The sequence below is a fragment of the Flavivirga jejuensis genome (genome assembly GCF_030540765.1).
GTDB lineage: Bacteria > Bacteroidota > Bacteroidia > Flavobacteriales > Flavobacteriaceae > Flavivirga > Flavivirga jejuensis.
This window is the reverse complement of the sequence record NZ_JAUOEL010000001.1, coordinates 277805-297535: the sequence shown is the minus strand read 5'-3', so window position 1 is coordinate 297535 and position 19731 is coordinate 277805. Positions and strand designations below refer to the sequence as shown.

Here is a 19731-nt window from a genome sequence, read left to right as displayed (position 1 = left end):
TTTTTTTGTCTGCTTATTTTTCTATATCATCATAATCTGGATATAAAAAATGATTATAAGGAAAACGTGTTACATGAATCTCACGAACCTCATCGTAAACACGCTTTTTAAAATCTTCTAAATTCTCTTTGTTTAAAGCAGAAATAAATAGCGCATTATTACCCACTTTACTCATCCAAGTGCTTTTCCACTCGTCTAAACTATAGTGTGCTTCGGTTCTTACGGCAACTAAATCGTCATCATCAAAAGGTTCAGCCTGGTAAGCATCAATCTTATTAAAAACCATGATGGTTGGTTTATTTCCACTTTTTATTTCACCCAAAACTTTATTTACAGACTCAATATGTTCTTCAAAATTAGGATGCGAAATATCAACAACATGCAATAACAAATCGGCTTCTCTTACTTCGTCCAGTGTACTTTTAAAACTATCTACCAATTGAGTAGGTAACTTTCTTATAAACCCTACCGTATCACTTAATAAAAATGGTAAGTTTTGAATCACCACCTTTCTAACAGTAGTATCCAGTGTTGCAAATAACTTATTTTCGGCAAAAACATCACTTTTACTAACTACATTCATTAACGTAGATTTACCAACATTCGTATAACCAACCAATGCCACACGTACCATTTTACCACGGTTACCACGTTGTACTGCCATTTGCTTATCAATCGTTTTTATACGTGCTTTAAGCAAAGCTATTTTATCGCGTACAATACGTCTATCTGTTTCAATTTCGGTTTCACCAGGACCACGCATGCCTATACCCCCTTTTTGTCGTTCAAGGTGTGTCCACATCCCTCTTAATCGTGGTAGTAAATATTCACACTGTGCCAACTCCACTTGTGTTCTGGCATAACTTGTTTGAGCGCGCTGTGCAAAAATATCAAGGATTAAATTAGTTCTGTCTAATACTTTAACATCAAGAATCTTACTAATATTACGTTCTTGTGCCGAAGACAACTCATCATCAAAAATAGCCGTACCAACATTATTCTCTTCTATAAATTGGCGTACCTCTTCCATCTTACCAGTTCCTATAAATGTTTTAGGATTTGGCATATCCATTTTTTGAGTAAAACGTTTTAAAGCATATCCCCCAGCAGTAAAGGTCAAAAATTCCAACTCATCTAAATATTCTTTAGATTTTACTTCATCTTGGTCTTTAGTAATAACACCTATTAAAACTGCTTTTTCTAAAGCAGTATCTTTCTTTTCTATCATGTTGCAAAGTTAAACATTTACAGGTATTATTATTTTTATATTTTTAAGCCTATTTTTGATCTATGACAGACTTTCCTCAAGACATTCCCGTTCGTGACAATATGCAAACCGTAGCATTTTATAATCTTGAAAATTTATTTGATGTTAATGATGATAAACATACTAATGATGGTGACTTTTTACCAAATTCGGCAAAAAAATGGACGCCTAAACGTTTTGAAAATAAACTTAAAAAATTAGGCTTTGCCATTTCAAATATCGGGAAGCAAGAAACAGGCAAACACCCAGCTATAGTTGGATTGGCTGAAGTTGAAAACGCTTCGGTTATTGAAGATTTAATTTCATCTAAACATTTAAAAAATTGTAATTACGATTATGTGCACTACGATTCTTTAGACGAGCGCGGTATTGATGTCGCTTTATTGTACGATACTAATGCTTTTGAGGTTATTACTTCTGAAACGTTTACGATTCAGTTATTTGATGATGATGGCTCACCAGATTACACACGAGATATCTTATTGGTCTCTGGGCTTCTTGACAGCGAAAAGATTCATGTTATTGTAAACCATTGGTCGTCTAGACGCGAAGGCGAGAAAGAAACAGAACATAAACGTATGGCTTCTTCCAATAAAGCTGGAGACATTATTGCGATGTTACGAGATGATGATCCCGATGCAAAAATTATTGTTATTGGTGATTTTAATGACGAACCCTCTAGCAATAGTATTAAACAACTGGTTAAAAGTTCTAATTTGTACAACCCTATGGAGACGTTAAGGTCTTACAATAGAGGCACCTCAAATTATAACAGGCAGTGGAATTTATTTGATCAAATTTTATTTTCAACTAATTTTTTTAAAAGCAGTAAGAACAAATTTGAGTTTAGTACTGCTAATATTTTTGATGAAGATTTTTTAAAACGCTTTGATGGAAAATATAAAGGCACCCCCTTTAGAACTTACGTTGGCAAAAAATACAAAGGTGGTTATAGCGACCATTTTCCTGTGTATGCTATTTTTAAGAAGTAGCGCTATTCCTGCTGTATAGTTTATCTTAAATGAAGGCGAAAGGCGGGAATAACAATGCCTTTTAAACTGCCTGAAATAGAACATAAGCAAGTCCCAAAGTAGCAACAGGTAAAAGCCAAAGCAACCAAATATTATGGTGCTGCGTTTTTTTCTTATTCATTTTTGCATTAATCATCATTCGTTTTTTACCTGTGTACTGCATCCAGTTTTTAAAATAAATAAACCCAGCCATTAAAACAAATAATGTCCATGCTTTGGTAGACGACATGGTAACCATGTTCATTTGTTTAAAAAAACCCGCAAAGAAAACACCCAAAAGCAAGAGTAATGCTACTTGTAAAAGCGTTACATAAATAACTGCTATGCTATTCGCTTTTTGCTTGTACTTGGTTTTATATTGGGAAAATATATTGTAAAATAAGGTATCGAATAGGTTCATTGGTAGTTGTTTTTAACTCAGTAATTATACGGAGAATTTATTCAATTAGATAGATAGAATATACTTTAATTCAAAATAGGTTTTTGCACCCCAGTCTGACGGTTAGTGTAAAATACGTTTCAATGCATTTTTATACATTCTATAGCATTTTATTTATCATTTGTCCTGTGAATCAGAAATAGAGTTCAATAATCTTAATCCTGCTTTTGCCATTCCACTCTTTGGATATTCATTTAAGGCTCGTTCATAATACTCTTTTGATAATTTTCCATTTCCACTTTGTCCATAGCAAAAAGCGATATTAATCAAAGCCATTTCTTTATAAGTCATCCTACCTGAGCTCAATAAAGTTAGAAATCGATATTTATCTATCCAATCGTTCCTTTTAAAAAACTCATAACTATTTTTAAAGAGAGGAATTGCTTCTTCAAATTTTTCAAGTTTAACTTTTAACATTCCTGCTTTATGTTCTTTTGCTATCACTCTTCTTAGTAATTGTGAAATAATAAGATAAGTGATTGCCCCATAAAGAATAAATTCAGTTTTGTTGAACTGATACCAAATCAACATTATTAAACCCATTACCATTAAGTGAGGGACAATCGATATCCATGCTGTTTGTCTAACTATAGGGATTTTTGAGCTCATTTTGATTTTTTTAATGTTCATGCAATAGTTAATATATGGCAAGTAGGGTACTAGAAAGCGATGAACTTTCGTAAACCACCGAACGCCCTATTTGCTATATAAAGTGTTACCTGCTGCCTTTTTATATTTTTTCTATTCCGTATCTTTTATAATTTTCACTAAAGTCCAATTCGTTAAGGTCAAGAAGCCCATGTGTTCCGTCCCAAAATGAATCAGTATATCCAATTCCTAAGTCAGATTTATAAGATGAAGGGCGCTTTATTTTCCCTGCAACTTTAGTGTTTAGGAGTTTAGCTAATTCAAACACATTATCCTCTATCTTTTTTAATTCTGATTCATTGATTAAATGAGCCCCTATATGAATAGTTATTGCTTGATTAATCAAAGGAGCTTTGCTTTCAGTCAAGTTTTGATTATGGACTGAGATGAACAAATCAGGATTTCCGCCATTTTTTGCACATTGACTTCTTGTTGGGAATGCTATTTCAGTATCAAAAAATGTCCAATTATTTTCATTACAATATTTAGTAGTCCACTTTTCATTGTTTTTGTCATTCCAAACCATTCTACCAAACCTCAATCCCCCTTTATTAAAGGACACGTTCTGATTGTCTTTGCCATAAGTAACAGGAATACTTTGTTCTGTCTTGATAAATGGAGTTTCTGGACTAAGGTCAATTATTGGTTGAAGAATTGGAATACATTTAGACCAATTTTCCCAATCCCAAATCGGCTTATTTTCATATAGTCCAAAAAGATAATAGCTGTAAAAAATCTCAGGATACTCTTTTATAGAATTTCCTTTTAACTTTTTTAATATGTTTTTTACTATGCTCATTTCTGGTTACAGGAAACAATTGAATATAGGCACTTGTCTATATCCAAATTATAAAACTAAGATAGTAAATGTTTTATTTGTTTTTATCATAGAATATGAGGTAGCTTCTCTTTTTTGTTGCTTATTATACATCACTAGTTAGAAAAGCTATTGGTAATCACCATACTATACCTGATCAGGACTTATAATTTAGTTTCATACTCTTCCAATTTTTTCCATATGTCTATAAATTCCTTTATTCCTTCTTTTTTAAGGTCTGTATTCACAATCAAAAGTTTTCCGATTTTAGTTACAGAATTAAAAAACATATATGTCGCCACTCCTGGGTCACCACCCGTATGACCTATTTGTCCGTGAGCTGACATTCCCATAAAAACACCCATATTGTATTCATCATTATAGATGCTTTTATTTCTTTCTGTATAATTTATATCAGTCAGTTGTGATTTAAATAGCTCTCTATAGCTTTCATTATTTAAGATCTTGCCATTACTATTATAACCCGCAATTAATTCAGTTAAGTATTTTCCTAAATCAGAAGAAGAAGTAATTAACCCGCCATCAGGATAATTAACCAATTGATAAAAAGCTAATTCAGTTTCATTATTAAGATATAGCTTAGAATGTTTTGAGAAATCTATTTCAGTAAAAGACCAACCAGTATCAAACATTCCCAAAGGCTTAAGAATATATTCATTTGTAAATTTGTTGAATGATTGATTTGTAGTTTTCTCTATTATTAAGGCAGCTAATCCTGCAGCAATATTTGAATACTCAAATATTACTCCTGGTTTTCTCTTTAAAAAATTATTTTTTTTGTACCATTTCCCATCTTTACTTAAAATATTTTTTAAAAATTCATCCAGAACCATTTTTTCATTAGGTGAACGAAAATTGCTATTTACTTTAACTCCCTTATTCTCTTTTTCTTTTAAAATATATCCGTTCTTCTCATATCTAGAAGGATCTTTAATACTAGATGTATGAGTTGCTAACTGTCGTATTGTAATTTGTTCATTGGGGTAATGTGGATTACTTACATCAAACATTAAGTGTTTATTTATAGGGTCGTCCAAGTTAAGTTTTCCCAGTTCTTGAGCTTTAAGTAATGAAATACCTATAAAAGTTTTGGAAATAGAAGCAATATTTTGAACTGTATTATTAGTGTATTTCTTGTTTGTTTTAATATCGGAATATCCAAATCCTTTTTCATATAGAATACTATCTTGATTTACAATAGCTACAGAAAATCCATTAATATATTCTCTTGTGTATATTTTCTCGAGTTCTTCAGTCAATCTTATTGAGATAGAGTCTTTTGTCTGACAATAAATTGTACTAACTAGAATATTTAAGATTAACGTTAGAATTATTTTTTTCATTTCTTATTTTGAAAGCTTTTTAGTTAGTATTGGGTTTTGTCCCCTTAATAATCCAAGTTTTTAATTTTTTGTCTGTACTTTCTCTTGGTTGTAGAGATAAAGCTCTGGACATATAAGGTCCAGCATCGTCACTTTCGCTTCCAGCCGCAAGACAAAGTTCCGTATTTTCTTTTGGTCTAAATTCTCCACTTTTTTTATCGTAAATAAATTTTTGTTCGGAAGATTCAGGTTCACTTTTTACAAGGCTTATCGTCATACCAATTTTTGGCCCACCAATCATTGCCGCAGAGAAACCTAGATATGTGGCAGAGCAAATTTGTTGCGTTTCTTCATCATAGTAAAATAGAACATCGTCACCTTTCGGTTTACAAGAGTGGACTTGTAAAGAATCACTAAAATCTTTCCCATCTGTATCAATACAATAGCCTAACTTGTCTTGTTCATCTAGATTATCCGCAAGATATATTATTGGGTTAGGCGATTTTATATTAGGCGCATTTGAGTGAAGTTTATCCTCGGTTATAGCTTTTTTGGCTTCTGTTTTTTGAATTTCAGTTACACTTTGTTTTTCCTTTTTATTAGAGTTACAGCTCATAAATAGGGATACCACTAAAATTAATGTTATTTTTTTCATATGCATTAGTTTAAATATTCTTCTTGTTTTTAGCTTCTGACTAACGTTCAGTATAAAAACGTAGGGTTGGTGATAAGCACTATCGTTTCGGTTTATTACTTAGCTAAATATAAATATTTTACTTTTATCTTTTTTCCTATAAACGCCAAATTTTATATTTAGCGACTTTGTAAACAAAGACAGACTTTTCGATTAAGCCTTAAAGCCCTATGTTTTCTTATACATACATTGTTAGAAAACGTGTTAATTCCAAATTCTATCGTAGAATATATTTCTGCAAATTATGAAAACAGCACGACATAAGTTTTGATCAGGATATTTATTAAACACATATTCTGGTGCATAACTTCTTATTTCACGTAATTTATGATGGGCTAAAAGTAAGATTCTTTCATCACTGACATGCGTTAGACTAACACAATCAGACCATTTTGAATTAGGGATAGGGAATGTTTTATTAGTCAGACATTCATTGTCTAACTTATGAAATTGATAAGAATCTAGTGATGTAAAAAAACCCCACGCTTTATCTACATTAAAATTCTCAGATGAAACAGTAGATGTGGTAAATGTTGAATCATAATAATTAAAACCATCCTTTATTAAAACTCTTTCTAAAGTAATTTTATGAGCATAAGTAGTATCGATATTATCATAAACACCAATAATATTATATAGATCACTTATTTTTTCATAACCACCGTTATCATTTTCTTTAACATATTTACCTATTGTGCAAAATGAATAAGTATATCTATTCATTGTTTTATATATGTTAGAAATTTCGTCTTTACTTTTATTTATATCGATACCCTCAATTTCTGTGATAATTTGACCAGAAGAAGCTTTGCCAAATAATAACAATAATAAAACCAGTGTTTTTTGAATGTAATTCATATATGTTTTATAACGCTCAGTGGTCGAGTAGACAAGGGGAATTTCACCCCGAGCCTCTCTAATTTTAATTACAAATATAAGCGCATCCTTTTACAAGTTGGCAAATAGTAATTAAAATTAGCCAATCCCTTCGCTCCATTTCCGTTACAGAAACGTCATCACTACTACGAATTAGTCCGTCTTGCCTATAACTTTGATATTCCACCTCTCGATTGTTTCAACTGTGTGTTTCTCTTTGCATTTATAGGGAATTAAAACTGTATTTTCTTTTAATGGTCGATTGTAGGTTTTCGTATTCTATCTACATTTCAGTATTACTGGCAGCGGTTTGGCTAAACTGCATTTCAATGCAGTTTAGGTTTTGTTATGTGTATTTTTGATAATAATAGTTCGAAATATTTATGTCAATTTATGGTTTTAATAAATTTGCCATATCATAATCATTCCAATGTTTAGCTACATCTGATGGTGTGCTTCCTTTAGGAACGTCACCTAATACTTTTGTTGTCTTAGAGGAAAAGTCAACTCCGTATTTTCTTAACTCATCTACCATTTTGGGATGCCCTCCTTTATCTGCAAGGATATGTGCTGCATTATATCCATGGTCATTTGTTTCGTTAATATCATATCCCTTTGGCATCAATTGAAAGAAAGTGCGCAAGCCATCTACTCTTCCTCCAAGACAAATGCTCAATAAAGCTGTCATCCCATTTTCTTGTTGTTTAAATGAAAAATCAGCTCCTTTTTCATATAATTTCTTGATTATTGAGCCAACACCTAGTTCGCAAGCAGAAGGCATGTACTCTTTACTAAGGTCTCTAGTATTAATGATATCCATCACATTTTTATCTAATATATACATGATCAAATCATATAACCTGAGGTAATTAGCATGTTCGGATAAGCCGAGTTCCATGGATGTAATGTTTTTTTGATCCTTTATTGGCACCATTTTCCCCCATGCATCCCGTTTGCTTTCATCATATGGTTTGATGTAGTGCATGGCTCCTTTAGTGAGCTTGTATTTTACAGCTACGTTATCGTAATTTTGATGGCTTACCCACCCGTCCGTTCTATGATTACCAAGTAAGGTGATAGCAATTCTCAATGTGTCAAATTCGTTATCATTAAATAGCTTAAATATATCAGCACCGTACTTAATCAATAGCTTAAAAACTGATAAATTGGTTTCATTGGGGGTTTCTCCATTATAATTATACATATAAAGAAATAAAGGAGAACGATTATCAGAGTCTCGTACATTGGGATCAGCTCCTTCTTTTAGTAGGAACTCCACCATGTCTTTTTTATTTAATGTACACGCATGATGGAGGCAATTTGACCCTTCGTATAGCTCATTGATATCAGCTCCATTTTTTAATAGCATATTAATCTGCTTAAGATTATTTTGCATGAAAGCTTGAAGAAGTTGTTTTGATTTATCCATATGATATTTATTTTTCTATAGTGTTTATAGTTACACATAACGGTTGGTATATATGGCATGACCAGCTTTTGCTGGTCATGACCGTCATATACAATGTTAGGTGTTGTATTCTTTTTTTAAAATGTTTTTTCTATGATTTTTAATTCTCTATTTCCCAATTCTTTCAGATACAACGCTTTTGATAAAAGACCCTGAGTTTCTGGATTGTCAAAATACCCTTTTGTAATTTCTCTTAATTTTTGGGTTGCTTCTTGATTCCCCTCTTTACAAATAAAAAGTAAGTCTCTCGCAGGGATAGAAATTATAGCATTCCCTTTAATTATTTGATGAATTTGTTCCCAGAAATTATCTAACAGAATTATTGCGGCTTCAAAGTTTCCACCTGCTGTTACTATTATTATATGGGCAGGGTCGCCATTCATTTTTATTTGTTCACCTATTTCTTCAATTAAGGTGTTCACACTTATTTGGTGAAGTATATCTTCATTAAGATTCGGATTCTTTTCAAAAATTTCGTTTTGAAGAATTTTGTAACTGTTTCCTTCGTCAACAGCAAAACAAAGATTCAAATCTTCATACAAAGGTTTTACAATAGGTTTTTGGTCTTCAGGTATTTCCATTCCATTTGGCATTGGATTCCCTGTAAATGATTTTGATTGATCATCAATATAAATTTCGTGTAAATAATTTACTTTGATTCTTGGGAGTATTCTAACTGATTTGCTTTTTGATACTTGTTTTTGATTATCGACCTGTTCCTCATCTTTTGGGCTTTGAATTGTAGGTTTTTCTCTTTCGATTTCTTTCGATTTTCCAGAAAGTTTTTTGAATAAGTTCATGTTTTTGTTTTTTTGTTATGACACCTAACGGTTAGTGTAAAAAAGTCGTTTCAATATTTTTTATACATTGTTAGTAGCTTCTTTATTATAAAAATCCTCAATTAATCTATGCCCATAATGAGCAACTTTATAGGCATAAAAAAATGGATTTATTATCCTATCAGTAATACGTACTCTAAATTTCATCAATTTATCAGCTCGTATCCATTGTCCTTTAAAAGAATTAATTAAAACCTCTCCTAAATACGATCCTAATTCGGGTATCATTTTACTATTTAAAAACTCTTCCTGATAGTCTGAAATCAAATACTCGTCATTACTATTGAAAAGCATGTCAAGTTTTTGTAATGCTAATCTATCTTTAGCATATATTTCCTCACAGTCAACATGATGATAAACTATTATGCCTTCAGCAGCTTCTATGGGATCGTTTAAAATTTCTTCAAGGCTATTCAAATAATCCATATTTTCAATATCCTCATAACTTGAAAGACCATTCCATTTTCTTCTTTCACAATGAATCCTGTCAGATTCAGAAAAATCGTTTGTCAATTTAGCTAGTTGAATATGTAGTTTCATAAAAACACCATAAGATCCATGATTCGAATGACATTTCTCGAATTTATCAAGTGTTTTTGAAGCTAAATCTAAATTTCCAGAATCAATATAAAACTGAGCCCAAGATAAGTAACCTTCCCATGCAGCCTTAGGGTCTAAACTCTTTATTTTTTCTTTAGATAAATAAAACGCTTCTCCTTTCTCGAAGTATGTTTCAGCTAAATCAGTGTTGTCAAGTTCTTTAAACATTTTAGCTATCCGTATACAAATTTTCAATATATCAGACTTATACAAACTGGGGTATTTCTCCTTGGAAAGAATCTGATCTTTATTTTGATTATAATCTTCTACAATGCATGAAAGTAAGTTGATTGCTACTTGTTGTTGTTGTTCATTTATTAATTGATTAGCAGTTCTCGAAACAAAATCCAGTTTGTTACGTTTTTTACAATAAGCCTTCCAAAATTCACTCTGGCTCTCATCATTCCATCCCTCTATTAAGTCTTGTTTTTTTATTTCTTTCATTCATGTTCTTTTTAGTTGCTACTAACGTTTAATGTAAACTGCGTTTTAATGCAGTTTACATAGTGTGGCTGTTTCAAAACTACTTTTTCTGACTGAATTAGGTTATTTCTGGGAACTTCAAAAACAATAAGCATTGATAATCAATAACTTACCAATTATTTAAAAATTAAAAACACATGATTTCCTAAAAATTTTGAGTTGTGCAACAGTCACCCGTATTGGCAATAGTTTTTTATTTTTTCCAATTGTCCAACGTATCTCGAACTAAAACTAGCTCTTTTGATTCATCATAAATTTTTATTTCATTCTTGTTAATAGTTTTAAAATGAAAAACTTCAGATTCGTATTCTATATTTTTCAGCAAATTATCATTTTCATCTTTATAAATTAATTTTCTAAAAGTGATATTATTTTTTTTATCAATGTAAAAATCAAACGTGTTCAATACTCTCCGATGTCTAACGATATCTACATATTGTTCTTTCCTTGTTTCGTAATTATCCCCATAGCCCCATGAACCTGAAGAATTAAAGTAGATAAATTCATTATCGTCAATCGATATATTAAAAATGTTTATAGAGCCTGATTTTATTTCCCAAAAATCCGAAAGCGGTTCGTAGATACTCCAGCTTACCGTGTCTTTGGGATAACTTACACGATAAATTATTTTTGGTCTTTCTTTGTCACTTTTCTCAAATAACTTTCTTCTTAGACTAGAAGAAGTTGTTAATCCTATATTCCTAAAAATCTCATTACTTTTATTATCTGTTTTTATAATGGTAGGAAAGTTAGTAATCTCATACTTAGAGATAATTTTTTTTGCATTTTCGCATTCATAGGTAATAACAATAAAATTTAGTTTATTGTTAATTTCACTAATCAGGACACTGTCTTTTAGTATTTCTTCTTTTAACTTTTTGCTAGGAGATCCGAGGTAGTCCTCATTGTTTAGGTAACCTTTTGAGTCGAAAAAAATTAAAGTATTGTTTAATTCTATTCCTTCTAAATCATCACAGCTTGGATTTGTAAGACTAATTTTTGGACTATTGTTGCATCCATAAAGTACTATTACTAAAAATAATATTAAATATATTTTCATAAGTTTACTGCTCATTCAAATTATTACCAACAATTGGATATAGTTACCATGGTAACCATATTTCCATTATGTGAATAGCTAAAATAGTGTGTTTATTTAAAAACACACAAAGAGTTATCGCACGATTATAAGATTTTTATATAAATAACTGTAGTCTAGACTAGACTACAATAACTAATTTGAATAATTAATTTTAAAGCAATCACACAAGTTTTATAAAACAGTATCAGGGCTTTTCTTTTTCTTACTCTTTGCTCCACTAGCTAGAACTAACAAACGTTCTATAATTGAGCATGGCTACAAATTACGTAATCTATTTCTTGCTTTATTTAAAATACATATTCACACATCACTCTATCTAATTAATTATCAGCATTTACAGATATCCGTATTTTATACATGTACTATATTTTTATATTACAGATATATTATAATATCCAATAAATTTTAAAACAATTTAGATGAATAAATTTTTAACCTTAATGCTGCTTTTCTTAGTTTATTCTGGATTTACTCAAGAAATTAAAAGAATATTTCATAGCTTTTAAGTAATCGCATAATCAACTTCACAATTTGAATAACGCACTATATTAACCCCATAAAAGTAAAAAATATTAAAGGCTATTGTGACTACTCCTATTAACTCCCCTTTAAATCGGATTAATTAGCTAATTATTCTCTAATAATTTCAATTAGTAATGATAAAAAAGACACTACTATTCTCCAATAAATGTTCAATCACGACTAAACTTGAACAATTAGTTATTAAATCTGAAACAAGAAACAAGACTATTCCTATAGAAGACATTGGATTTCTAGTAATTGATAATCCTGAAATATATATAAGTATTCCCGCTTTAAATCTACTTATTAAAAATAATACGTCTGTAATTATTTGCAACAAAACACATTTGCCCAATGGCATGTTTTTAAATCTAAACAGTCACCATATACAACAAGAAATATTTAAATACCAAATAGAGGCCAGTGTACCATTAAAAAAACAATTATGGCAGCAAACAATTATAGAAAAAATTAAAAACCAAGGTAAGTTACTAGAAAAAATAACTAGTTCTAAAAATAAATTCGAGTATTTAGCAAGTAAAGTATCAAGCGGAGACACCACAAATATGGAAGCAGTAGCAGCTAATTTTTACTGGAAATCCTTTTTTGAAATGAGCTTTAAAAGAGAACGTTTTGGCAACTACCCTAATAACTTTTTGAATTATGGCTATGCTATTTTAAGGGCTGCTACAGCCAGAGCTTTATCTGGTAGTGGTTTGTTAAATACTCTAGGCATTCACCATAAAAATAAATACAACGCATTTGCATTGGCAGATGATATTATGGAACCCTTTAGACCCATTATAGACGAAGCTGTTCACACGATAATACAACATTATAATGAGGAAGATTTAAATACAGAAATAAAATCATTACTTCTTCAAACGCTAACACGAACCGTCTATTTTAAAGATGAAAAGAGTCCGTTAATGGTGGCGCTCCAAAAAACAGCAAGTTCCTTACAACAATGCTATTCTGGAAAAAGGAAGAAAATTAAGTACCCTAAATTATGGAACTAAATGGTTATAGAATTATGTGGTTATTTGTATTTTTTGATTTACCAACCAGTACTGCTAAAGACAGAAAAAATGCTTCTGGTTTTAGAAAAAACATTCTTAAAGATGGTTTTACCATGATGCAATATTCTGTATATGCAAGGCATTGTGCGAGCAGTGAAAGTGCAGATGTGCATGAAAAACGTATTAAAAGACTACTCCCTCCTTTAGGTAAAGTAAGTGTACTTAGGATAACAGATAAGCAATTTGGAAATATCATGAATTTTTGGGGAAAATTAGAAGTCCCTAAAGAACCTCCTCCAACCCAATTAGAACTCTTTTAAAATAAAAAAATGCTTCAATCTTGCCTTATCACTGCAAAAAAGAAGCATTTTTTTTAACGACATTTCAGCTTAAACACCTCAATATCAAAAGACAACAAGCCAACTAATATCGTGTTTTCCAATTTTTGATCAAACCACAACTTAATTAAAAGCGTGGTTTTTCGATGCTTTAATATCGTGTTTTCCAATTTTTGATCAAACCACAACAGATATATTATAATAAAATAAAGGAGCGTGAATATCGTGTTTTCCAATTTTTGATCAAACCACAACTCTTGTATGGGCTTTACATTTCTATAGGCAATATCGTGTTTTCCAATTTTTGATCAAACCACAACTCTTCATAAGCAGCATTAATACTTAGCATTAATATCGTGTTTTCCAATTTTTGATCAAACCACAACATCGTACGATTACATACGGGCAGATAGAGAAATATCGTGTTTTCCAATTTTTGATCAAACCACAACAGACAACCATGTTAACCAAGACGGTTTAGCAATATCGTGTTTTCCAATTTTTGATCAAACCACAACAGTAGCGAACGAGGATGTTGAAAATATGTTAATATCGTGTTTTCCAATTTTTGATCAAACCACAACTCTCCCTGGCCACCACAGACACCATCATAAATATCGTGTTTTCCAATTTTTGATCAAACCACAACTCAATAGTAATATCAGTTGTAGAAGTTTCAAATATCGTGTTTTCCAATTTTTGATCAAACCACAACGAGCCATGATCATCGTTATAAACTCTTATAAATATCGTGTTTTCCAATTTTTGATCAAACCACAACTTCTCGGCTATTGTTACTCTATTTGCCCCTAATATCGTGTTTTCCAATTTTTGATCAAACCACAACAATTTCCATTGTCACATAGAAAACTAACTCAATATCGTGTTTTCCAATTTTTGATCAAACCACAACTACTTACCAAAAAATATAGTGTGCCACTATAATATCGTGTTTTCCAATTTTTGATCAAACCACAACTTTCTTTAGGTAATAATAATGCTAGTTTTAATATCGTGTTTTCCAATTTTTGATCAAACCACAACTGAGTAATATAAGGTAAATGGAGTCGTCTAAATATCGTGTTTTCCAATTTTTGATCAAACCACAACAAGTGGAGATTAAAAAGGGTATCATATTTAAATATCGTGTTTTCCAATCCTTAATCAAACCACAACTTAACCGTTGCAAAAGACGACAAGAAATCTAATATCGTGTTTTCCAATTTTTGATCAAACCACAACAATAGGGTGGTAAATTGTGTAAATATTTAAATATCGTGTTTTCCAATCCTTAATCAAACCACAACCATTTGTTTTAGCGATACTATTTATTTTAAATATCGTGTTTTCCAATCCTTAATCAAACCACAACTACAACTAAAACTATATTGAAAGAAATGTTAATATCGTGTTTTCCAATCCTTAATCAAACCACAACTTGAAACTTACTTCAAAAGGATTAATTTTTAATATCGTGTTTCCAATTTTTGATCAAACCATTCATTTTTTTAAAAATTATCTATAATGTCAAAGAACTATTATTATTTACTGGATAAAATTAAGCTTTCCCGAGGCAGATATTTTAAAATCATATCCTTCAACAAGACAATCAAAATTATTAGCACTAATTTTAATCCAAGGAAATTTGTTGTATGCGCTTAAATTTTTTCCTCCCTTCATGCCACTTTTTAACCCCATAAATGATGTCAATTCTTTCTTTTCTCTCGCTTCCATATGGTGCAAAAGTTTAATACACGATGCTTCTACATCTATTTGTGTAATTTGAAATAAACGTTCTTGTAATTGAGAACTTTCCATATCAAATAATTCATTTGGCGTTTTATCATAAATAAGTACCATTTTGCCCTTAGTTAAAATGTACTTTAGGAGGTTGCCATTTTCATCTTTCTCTGGCGCTATTGGATATAAACTATTATTAGAATTACTTTTTTTGTAATACTTGCCAGCTTCTAAATTATTAATTAAAAGATTTGTTTTTCCTTTTCCATTAGTTTTCTCATAAATAGCCATACAATAATTACTGTTATTCTTCGCAAAATAATGTTGCTTGTGCTCATGTCTGGAAACATCTCTATGTTTTTTTATTTCTAATGGTACTTTTACATCTGTTGTAAAATACCTAACACGTTTTATTGGTGTTGAGTTCCCATTTTTATTTGGCAATACATAAAGTTCCTTTTCAATCTTTTCAGACAACATTTTTATTTGAAGTTTTAATTTTTGTTCCTCAATGTCATCTACTTTATTAATTTGTTTTTTTAAGGTATCTATTTCTTTTTTAATTTGTTTTTCTTTTTCACGTGCATTGATAGCAATCTCTTTAATTTTATCATCAACTATATGTTTTAAATCGGTGTCTGAAAAACTACTAAGAGGTTTTCTTAATACATATTTAATAACCTCTTCTATATCTCCTTCTTTATTAGTTTGTTCTCTCTTTATAGCCCCATAAAAACTCTCTTTATGTAAAGCTCCCCGTACTGTGTCACCTTGTTTGTATTTTATGTCTCCTTTTTCATTTCTTTGAATAATCCCTCGTTTACGAATAGCCTTTTTACTTTGTATTGGTAAAATATTAGGTACATGATGACTTACCAATGTATTTTCACTAAAGCTATTTACATCCTTATTAAAACCTTGCCATGGAATTCTATGCTTAAAAGATGGTTTGGGCTTGCCATAAAATTTATATGCTTCGTAATTACGATAATATTCGGCTAAAGCATCATTAATGTCTTTAGAGCAGCATGCTACCACCACAGCATCTTTTGTATGATGTGTATGATGTGTTCTTTCTTTTTTGTCTACCCCCCAAATATCTCTTAAATTAGAAGTTGTTTTTCCTTTTACAGTATATACTTTTGTGAAAAGCGACTTTAAAAACAAGTTTCCGTACTTACTTATAATTCCAATATCTACAGACTGGCTATTTTTAAACCCTCTGGGGATTTCTTCCATTGTAAATGTTTTATATTTATTTTTGTAGTAATTGTACTCAAATTTAAGCTTGGTTCGTTCCTGAATATATTTATCGCTACTTTCTTTTATTGTTGCGACTCTTACTTTTTTAGTAATGTCTCTTATTTGAGTCTCTAATCCTTTATATTTTGCATACCAATGATTTATTCTTGGAAGAATCTCGTCATGATTATAACATTCTGTAGGTATTTTGTCTTTCTTTTTATTTCTATTATAAATCGAACAACAAAGCGTTTTATTAATTTGAGAATTATCTAGACTTTTACTTCTGGGAACTGTATGCTCTATATCAAATTTTGGATTTGATCCAATAAAATCGCAAATACCTATAGTTTTTCCTGTATATAAGCAAGTTCTATTTTGTTCAATCCATAATTGATATTTCAACACCTCATCTGCAGAAGGTTCAATATTTAAATCACATTGTTCTTTATATAGTTTTTTTATGTCATCAATATAACTCTTACGCTTATTTTGTAAATCATTTTGCCATTGTCTTATAGCGGCTCTTTCGTTAGTACTTTTAAGCGCTCTTGCCATTTCTATACGTACAATAATGTTTTCGTCTATAATATCATCTTTAATAAGTTGATTAATCACTTTACGTAATTGATGTAAAGCACGCATTGCCATAGGGTTTTTTATAGATGATATTAAAGGGCTACCTAAATACAATTTCCCATCTGCTTTGCTACGTTTTGCCTTTTCATAAACTTCAATAGCAGATGGATGATACAGCTCCTTTAATTTTCCCTCATCAATGTTAAAATGATTTCTTAAAAATTCTTTTATGCGTTCATCTAATGTTTCTTTTTTCACGAATTTGCCTCTGCCAGAATTCAATTGCATTTGATTAGAAAAAAGCCTAAAGCTATTATTGATTATTTCTTCTTTATTTACTTCTGGGAATGAATTCCATCGTTTTAAACCATAATAATCTTCAATAGTTTTAAGAAAGTCTTTTTTATAGGCTTCAATAACAAATGTATTTTCAGGACTCCAACCTTCTCGGTTTTTCTTTATAAACCCGTTAACTATATCAATACTATTTTTATAGTCTTTGTAATCATCAATAATAGAAAACACCTCATTCTGTATTACCTTTTTATGTTCTTCATTATTCCAAATTTCAGTTGGCAATACATTTTTCATATTTGCTAAAAATACGGCATGCGAGTAAAGCAACCCTTTTTCCAGATATGGAGAAATGTTACGTATCGCTTTTAAACTTAAAGCCCCATAATCTTGTTTTAGCTTTATTTTTGAAAATTTATCGGCAGTATCATTATCACAATTCAAGTAATTTATTACAAATTGTTTTAGCTTATCGGTTTTATCAAATCTAAAAAGGGCATGCCAGATGGTATCTATAACTTGATTTTCAGTTTTTAAAGAACCATCCTTATTCTTTTTATTAAAATTTCGAACCAAATAGGTTTTCCAGTCTTCTCCAAAAGCATATCTTAAATTTGCAATTGTAGGACAACCACTAATATTTGTGTAAAATCCATAATTGAACAAAACATCAAAACCTTGAGCATTTTTATCTTTATAATATCCAGATTTTAAATGTTTAGGCGTTAATTTTTTTGCAATGTCGCTAAAATCAAAATGGGCTTTAGATTTTCTATAAAACAGTGGTTCTATTAGTGCTTTCTCGTCTGTATTTAAATATCTTAGCGTATCTTCATGTTTTGGTTTTATCTTTATAGTATTTAAAAAACTATACATTCTAAATGCTTCGAAAGCAGGATGCGATATAGGTATACGAGTTTTATCGTTTTCTAAAGGGCACTTTGCCACCAATCCTTTTTGCGATTTTAGAGGTCTTTGAAAAAAGATAGCATTCTTAATATTTTCTCTTATAGCTACTGGTAAATTTTGTTTATCACAAATAGTATGAAACTCATGTAAATAATGATCTTCGCGATGCGTATATTCATTCCTTATTTTTAATCCTTCTTTATGTAAGCCATAAAAATACTCGCCTAGCGTATTACAATTTGCTGCTTCAATTCTATTTGTTAAATCACTAATGGCGGTTTTTACTTTACCTAAAAATTCTTTTCTATTTAGCCTTTCTAATAATTTTTCCTTTACGCTATCAAATTCAACATTTATATTTTCTTTGACGATTAACTTAAATGCTCTTTGTAAAGTGAATAATGCCTTACTGCTTGTTTCTGTTTTATCGTATGACTCTAGAAAGTCATTGTACATTTGAAGTAATTCTGTTTGATTATTTGCTTTATGAATAATATCTTCAATGTCACTATTTTTTTCTTCAATGATAGAATTGTCTGATGTGTCTAATCTATTACTCAAAAAACCACGTCTTTGAGCCATGTGATAAAAAGCTCTGCCTAAATCATATCTATCTGATATTTTATCTAAATCAAATTTTTTGGTAGAAGCTTTAAATCTAAAACTATAAGGGTTTTTAATCTGTTTATTGCGCTCTACCTTCTCATCTTGGTTATCTGTACTTAACCACAATCTAAAGGCATCATTTTTAGGATATATTTTTTTATACCTCCAAAGTTTTAGTTCGTCATCTGTTAAATGTGGGCATAGATTATTGTCTGATAAAATTTTGAGTACTTGTAGTTTCCTAAGTTTCCTTCTATATTTTAATTTTCTTCCACTTCTATAACCTGTTCGCTGTGCTGCTTTTGAACTTTCACTACTTGTTTTAGCTTCTATGTTAACACCTTCTGCAAATATTCTAACTCCTTTATCCACTAATGTGAATTCTTTTTCATTTTTCTCTTTATCTACAATTGCCCAACCTATACTATTAGTACCTAGATCTAAACCTAAAATTCTTGACATAATTCCATGTGTTCTTTAAAACCTAAAAATACAAAAAACAATAAGTATTTTTCTTACGGAAAACCATATTGTTATATGAAGATTATTTTAGTATATTTGAATAGATTAAACTTTCCAATTTTTGATCTTATCACAATAAGGCTATATGCCGTAGATGAAAATCTTTAGTCCTGCTTCGGTGGGACTTTTTTATAGCTATTTAAGATCTAGCGTAACTTAACTATTCCTCATTACGATCAAACCCAAATATGGTAAACACCCAAATAATAGAGCATACTCTAAAATAAGCGAATTGCCGACATCATAAGGTGCTAAAAATCGATTTATTTTCCTACATTTGAAAGATAAGTATTACATTTATATGTTAACCATATGAAACTTAACATACTTAAGAAGATAAATTATTAATAAAC

15 protein-coding genes and 1 CRISPR repeat array are annotated in these 19731 nt (G+C 30.5%); of the genes, 3 read left to right on the top strand and 12 right to left on the bottom strand.

Annotation, left to right across the window (positions count from 1 at the left end):
* Positions 1 to 13: 13 nt before the first annotated feature.
* Positions 14 to 1228 carry a GTPase HflX gene (gene hflX / locus Q4Q40_RS01275; RefSeq protein ID WP_303299860.1) on the bottom strand — a complete coding sequence of 405 codons (1215 nt, stop codon included), beginning with the start codon at positions 1226 to 1228 and terminating at the stop codon, positions 14 to 16.
* Positions 1229 to 1290: 62 nt separating this feature from the next.
* Here hflX and Q4Q40_RS01270 point away from each other — a divergent pair, with 62 nt between their 5' ends.
* Positions 1291 to 2259 carry an endonuclease/exonuclease/phosphatase family protein gene (locus Q4Q40_RS01270; protein WP_303299859.1) on the top strand — a complete coding sequence of 323 codons (969 nt, stop codon included), beginning with the start codon at positions 1291 to 1293 and terminating at the stop codon, positions 2257 to 2259.
* A 61-nt stretch (positions 2260 to 2320) separates the two neighbouring features.
* Here Q4Q40_RS01270 and Q4Q40_RS01265 read toward each other — a convergent pair whose 3' ends face one another.
* The 10 genes from Q4Q40_RS01265 to Q4Q40_RS01220 form a co-directional block, all read right to left on the bottom strand.
* Positions 2321 to 2698, bottom strand: a complete 378-nt coding sequence (locus tag Q4Q40_RS01265; protein ID WP_303299858.1) for a hypothetical protein — start codon at positions 2696 to 2698, stop codon at positions 2321 to 2323.
* 156 nt (positions 2699 to 2854) lie between these two features.
* A complete protein-coding gene (locus Q4Q40_RS01260) occupies positions 2855 to 3346 on the bottom strand; it encodes a tetratricopeptide repeat protein (RefSeq protein ID WP_303299857.1) in 492 nt (163 codons plus the stop codon).
* A gap of 121 nt (positions 3347 to 3467) precedes the next feature.
* A complete protein-coding gene (locus Q4Q40_RS01255) occupies positions 3468 to 4184 on the bottom strand; it encodes a hypothetical protein (protein ID WP_303299856.1) in 717 nt (238 codons plus the stop codon).
* Positions 4185 to 4366: 182 nt separating this feature from the next.
* The gene (locus tag Q4Q40_RS01250) at positions 4367 to 5566 is read right to left on the bottom strand and encodes a serine hydrolase domain-containing protein (protein ID WP_303299855.1); all 1200 of its coding nucleotides are present in this window, start codon (positions 5564 to 5566) and stop codon (positions 4367 to 4369) included.
* Between the two features lie 19 nt (positions 5567 to 5585).
* Positions 5586 to 6200, bottom strand: coding sequence for a ricin-type beta-trefoil lectin domain protein (locus Q4Q40_RS01245; RefSeq protein ID WP_303299854.1), 615 nt, complete (start codon positions 6198 to 6200; stop codon positions 5586 to 5588).
* Between the two features lie 243 nt (positions 6201 to 6443).
* Positions 6444 to 7097: a hypothetical protein gene (locus tag Q4Q40_RS01240; protein WP_303299853.1), complete on the bottom strand. Its 654-nt coding sequence runs from the start codon at positions 7095 to 7097 to the stop codon at positions 6444 to 6446.
* Between the two features lie 409 nt (positions 7098 to 7506).
* Positions 7507 to 8544 carry an ankyrin repeat domain-containing protein gene (locus Q4Q40_RS01235; protein WP_303299852.1) on the bottom strand — a complete coding sequence of 346 codons (1038 nt, stop codon included), beginning with the start codon at positions 8542 to 8544 and terminating at the stop codon, positions 7507 to 7509.
* 116 nt (positions 8545 to 8660) lie between these two features.
* Entirely contained in the window at positions 8661 to 9383 is a 723-nt protein-coding gene (locus Q4Q40_RS01230) for a DUF1444 family protein (RefSeq protein ID WP_303299851.1), read from the bottom strand.
* Positions 9384 to 9443: 60 nt separating this feature from the next.
* The gene (locus Q4Q40_RS01225) at positions 9444 to 10466 is read right to left on the bottom strand and encodes a hypothetical protein (protein ID WP_303299850.1); all 1023 of its coding nucleotides are present in this window, start codon (positions 10464 to 10466) and stop codon (positions 9444 to 9446) included.
* A gap of 232 nt (positions 10467 to 10698) precedes the next feature.
* Complete coding sequence (locus Q4Q40_RS01220; RefSeq protein WP_303299849.1) at positions 10699 to 11565, bottom strand: hypothetical protein; 867 nt, start codon at positions 11563 to 11565, stop codon at positions 10699 to 10701.
* A 698-nt stretch (positions 11566 to 12263) separates the two neighbouring features.
* Between Q4Q40_RS01220 and cas1 the strand changes: the two genes are divergently transcribed.
* Both cas1 and cas2 read left to right on the top strand, forming a co-directional pair.
* Positions 12264 to 13148, top strand: a complete 885-nt coding sequence (gene cas1, locus Q4Q40_RS01215; RefSeq protein ID WP_303299848.1) for a type II CRISPR-associated endonuclease Cas1 — start codon at positions 12264 to 12266, stop codon at positions 13146 to 13148.
* On the top strand, positions 13139 to 13468 hold the full coding sequence (cas2, locus tag Q4Q40_RS01210) for a CRISPR-associated endonuclease Cas2 (protein ID WP_303299847.1): 330 nt from the start codon (positions 13139 to 13141) through the stop codon (positions 13466 to 13468). The genes cas1 and cas2 overlap by 10 nt, the downstream gene beginning before the upstream one ends.
* Positions 13469 to 13573: 105 nt before the next feature.
* Positions 13574 to 14924: direct repeats of the CRISPR family, unit length 36 nt; unit sequence AATATCGTGTTTTCCAATTTTTGATCAAACCACAAC.
* Between the two features lie 107 nt (positions 14925 to 15031).
* Here the strand turns inward: cas2 and cas9 are convergent.
* Positions 15032 to 19318 (bottom strand): type II CRISPR RNA-guided endonuclease Cas9, encoded by a 4287-nt coding sequence (gene cas9, locus Q4Q40_RS01205; protein WP_303299846.1) that lies wholly within the window; start codon positions 19316 to 19318, stop codon positions 15032 to 15034.
* Between the last annotated feature and the right edge of the window lie 413 nt (positions 19319 to 19731).

Excerpts from the sequence above, each read along its gene's own strand:
- hflX (WP_303299860.1), bottom strand. The coding sequence starts at position 1,228 with ATGATAGAAAAGAAAGATACTGCTTTAGAAAAAGCAGTTTTAATAGGT.
- Q4Q40_RS01270 (WP_303299859.1), top strand. The coding sequence starts at position 1,291 with ATGACAGACTTTCCTCAAGACATTCCCGTTCGTGACAATATGCAAACC.
- Q4Q40_RS01265 (WP_303299858.1), bottom strand. The coding sequence starts at position 2,698 with ATGAACCTATTCGATACCTTATTTTACAATATATTTTCCCAATATAAA.
- Q4Q40_RS01260 (WP_303299857.1), bottom strand. The coding sequence starts at position 3,346 with ATGAGCTCAAAAATCCCTATAGTTAGACAAACAGCATGGATATCGATT.
- Q4Q40_RS01255 (WP_303299856.1), bottom strand. The coding sequence starts at position 4,184 with ATGAGCATAGTAAAAAACATATTAAAAAAGTTAAAAGGAAATTCTATA.
- Q4Q40_RS01250 (WP_303299855.1), bottom strand. The coding sequence starts at position 5,566 with ATGAAAAAAATAATTCTAACGTTAATCTTAAATATTCTAGTTAGTACA.
- Q4Q40_RS01245 (WP_303299854.1), bottom strand. The coding sequence starts at position 6,200 with ATGAAAAAAATAACATTAATTTTAGTGGTATCCCTATTTATGAGCTGT.
- Q4Q40_RS01240 (WP_303299853.1), bottom strand. The coding sequence starts at position 7,097 with ATGAATTACATTCAAAAAACACTGGTTTTATTATTGTTATTATTTGGC.
- Q4Q40_RS01235 (WP_303299852.1), bottom strand. The coding sequence starts at position 8,544 with ATGGATAAATCAAAACAACTTCTTCAAGCTTTCATGCAAAATAATCTT.
- Q4Q40_RS01230 (WP_303299851.1), bottom strand. The coding sequence starts at position 9,383 with ATGAACTTATTCAAAAAACTTTCTGGAAAATCGAAAGAAATCGAAAGA.
- Q4Q40_RS01225 (WP_303299850.1), bottom strand. The coding sequence starts at position 10,466 with ATGAAAGAAATAAAAAAACAAGACTTAATAGAGGGATGGAATGATGAG.
- Q4Q40_RS01220 (WP_303299849.1), bottom strand. The coding sequence starts at position 11,565 with ATGAAAATATATTTAATATTATTTTTAGTAATAGTACTTTATGGATGC.
- cas1 (WP_303299848.1), top strand. The coding sequence starts at position 12,264 with ATGATAAAAAAGACACTACTATTCTCCAATAAATGTTCAATCACGACT.
- cas2 (WP_303299847.1), top strand. The coding sequence starts at position 13,139 with ATGGAACTAAATGGTTATAGAATTATGTGGTTATTTGTATTTTTTGAT.
- cas9 (WP_303299846.1), bottom strand. The coding sequence starts at position 19,318 with ATGTCAAGAATTTTAGGTTTAGATCTAGGTACTAATAGTATAGGTTGG.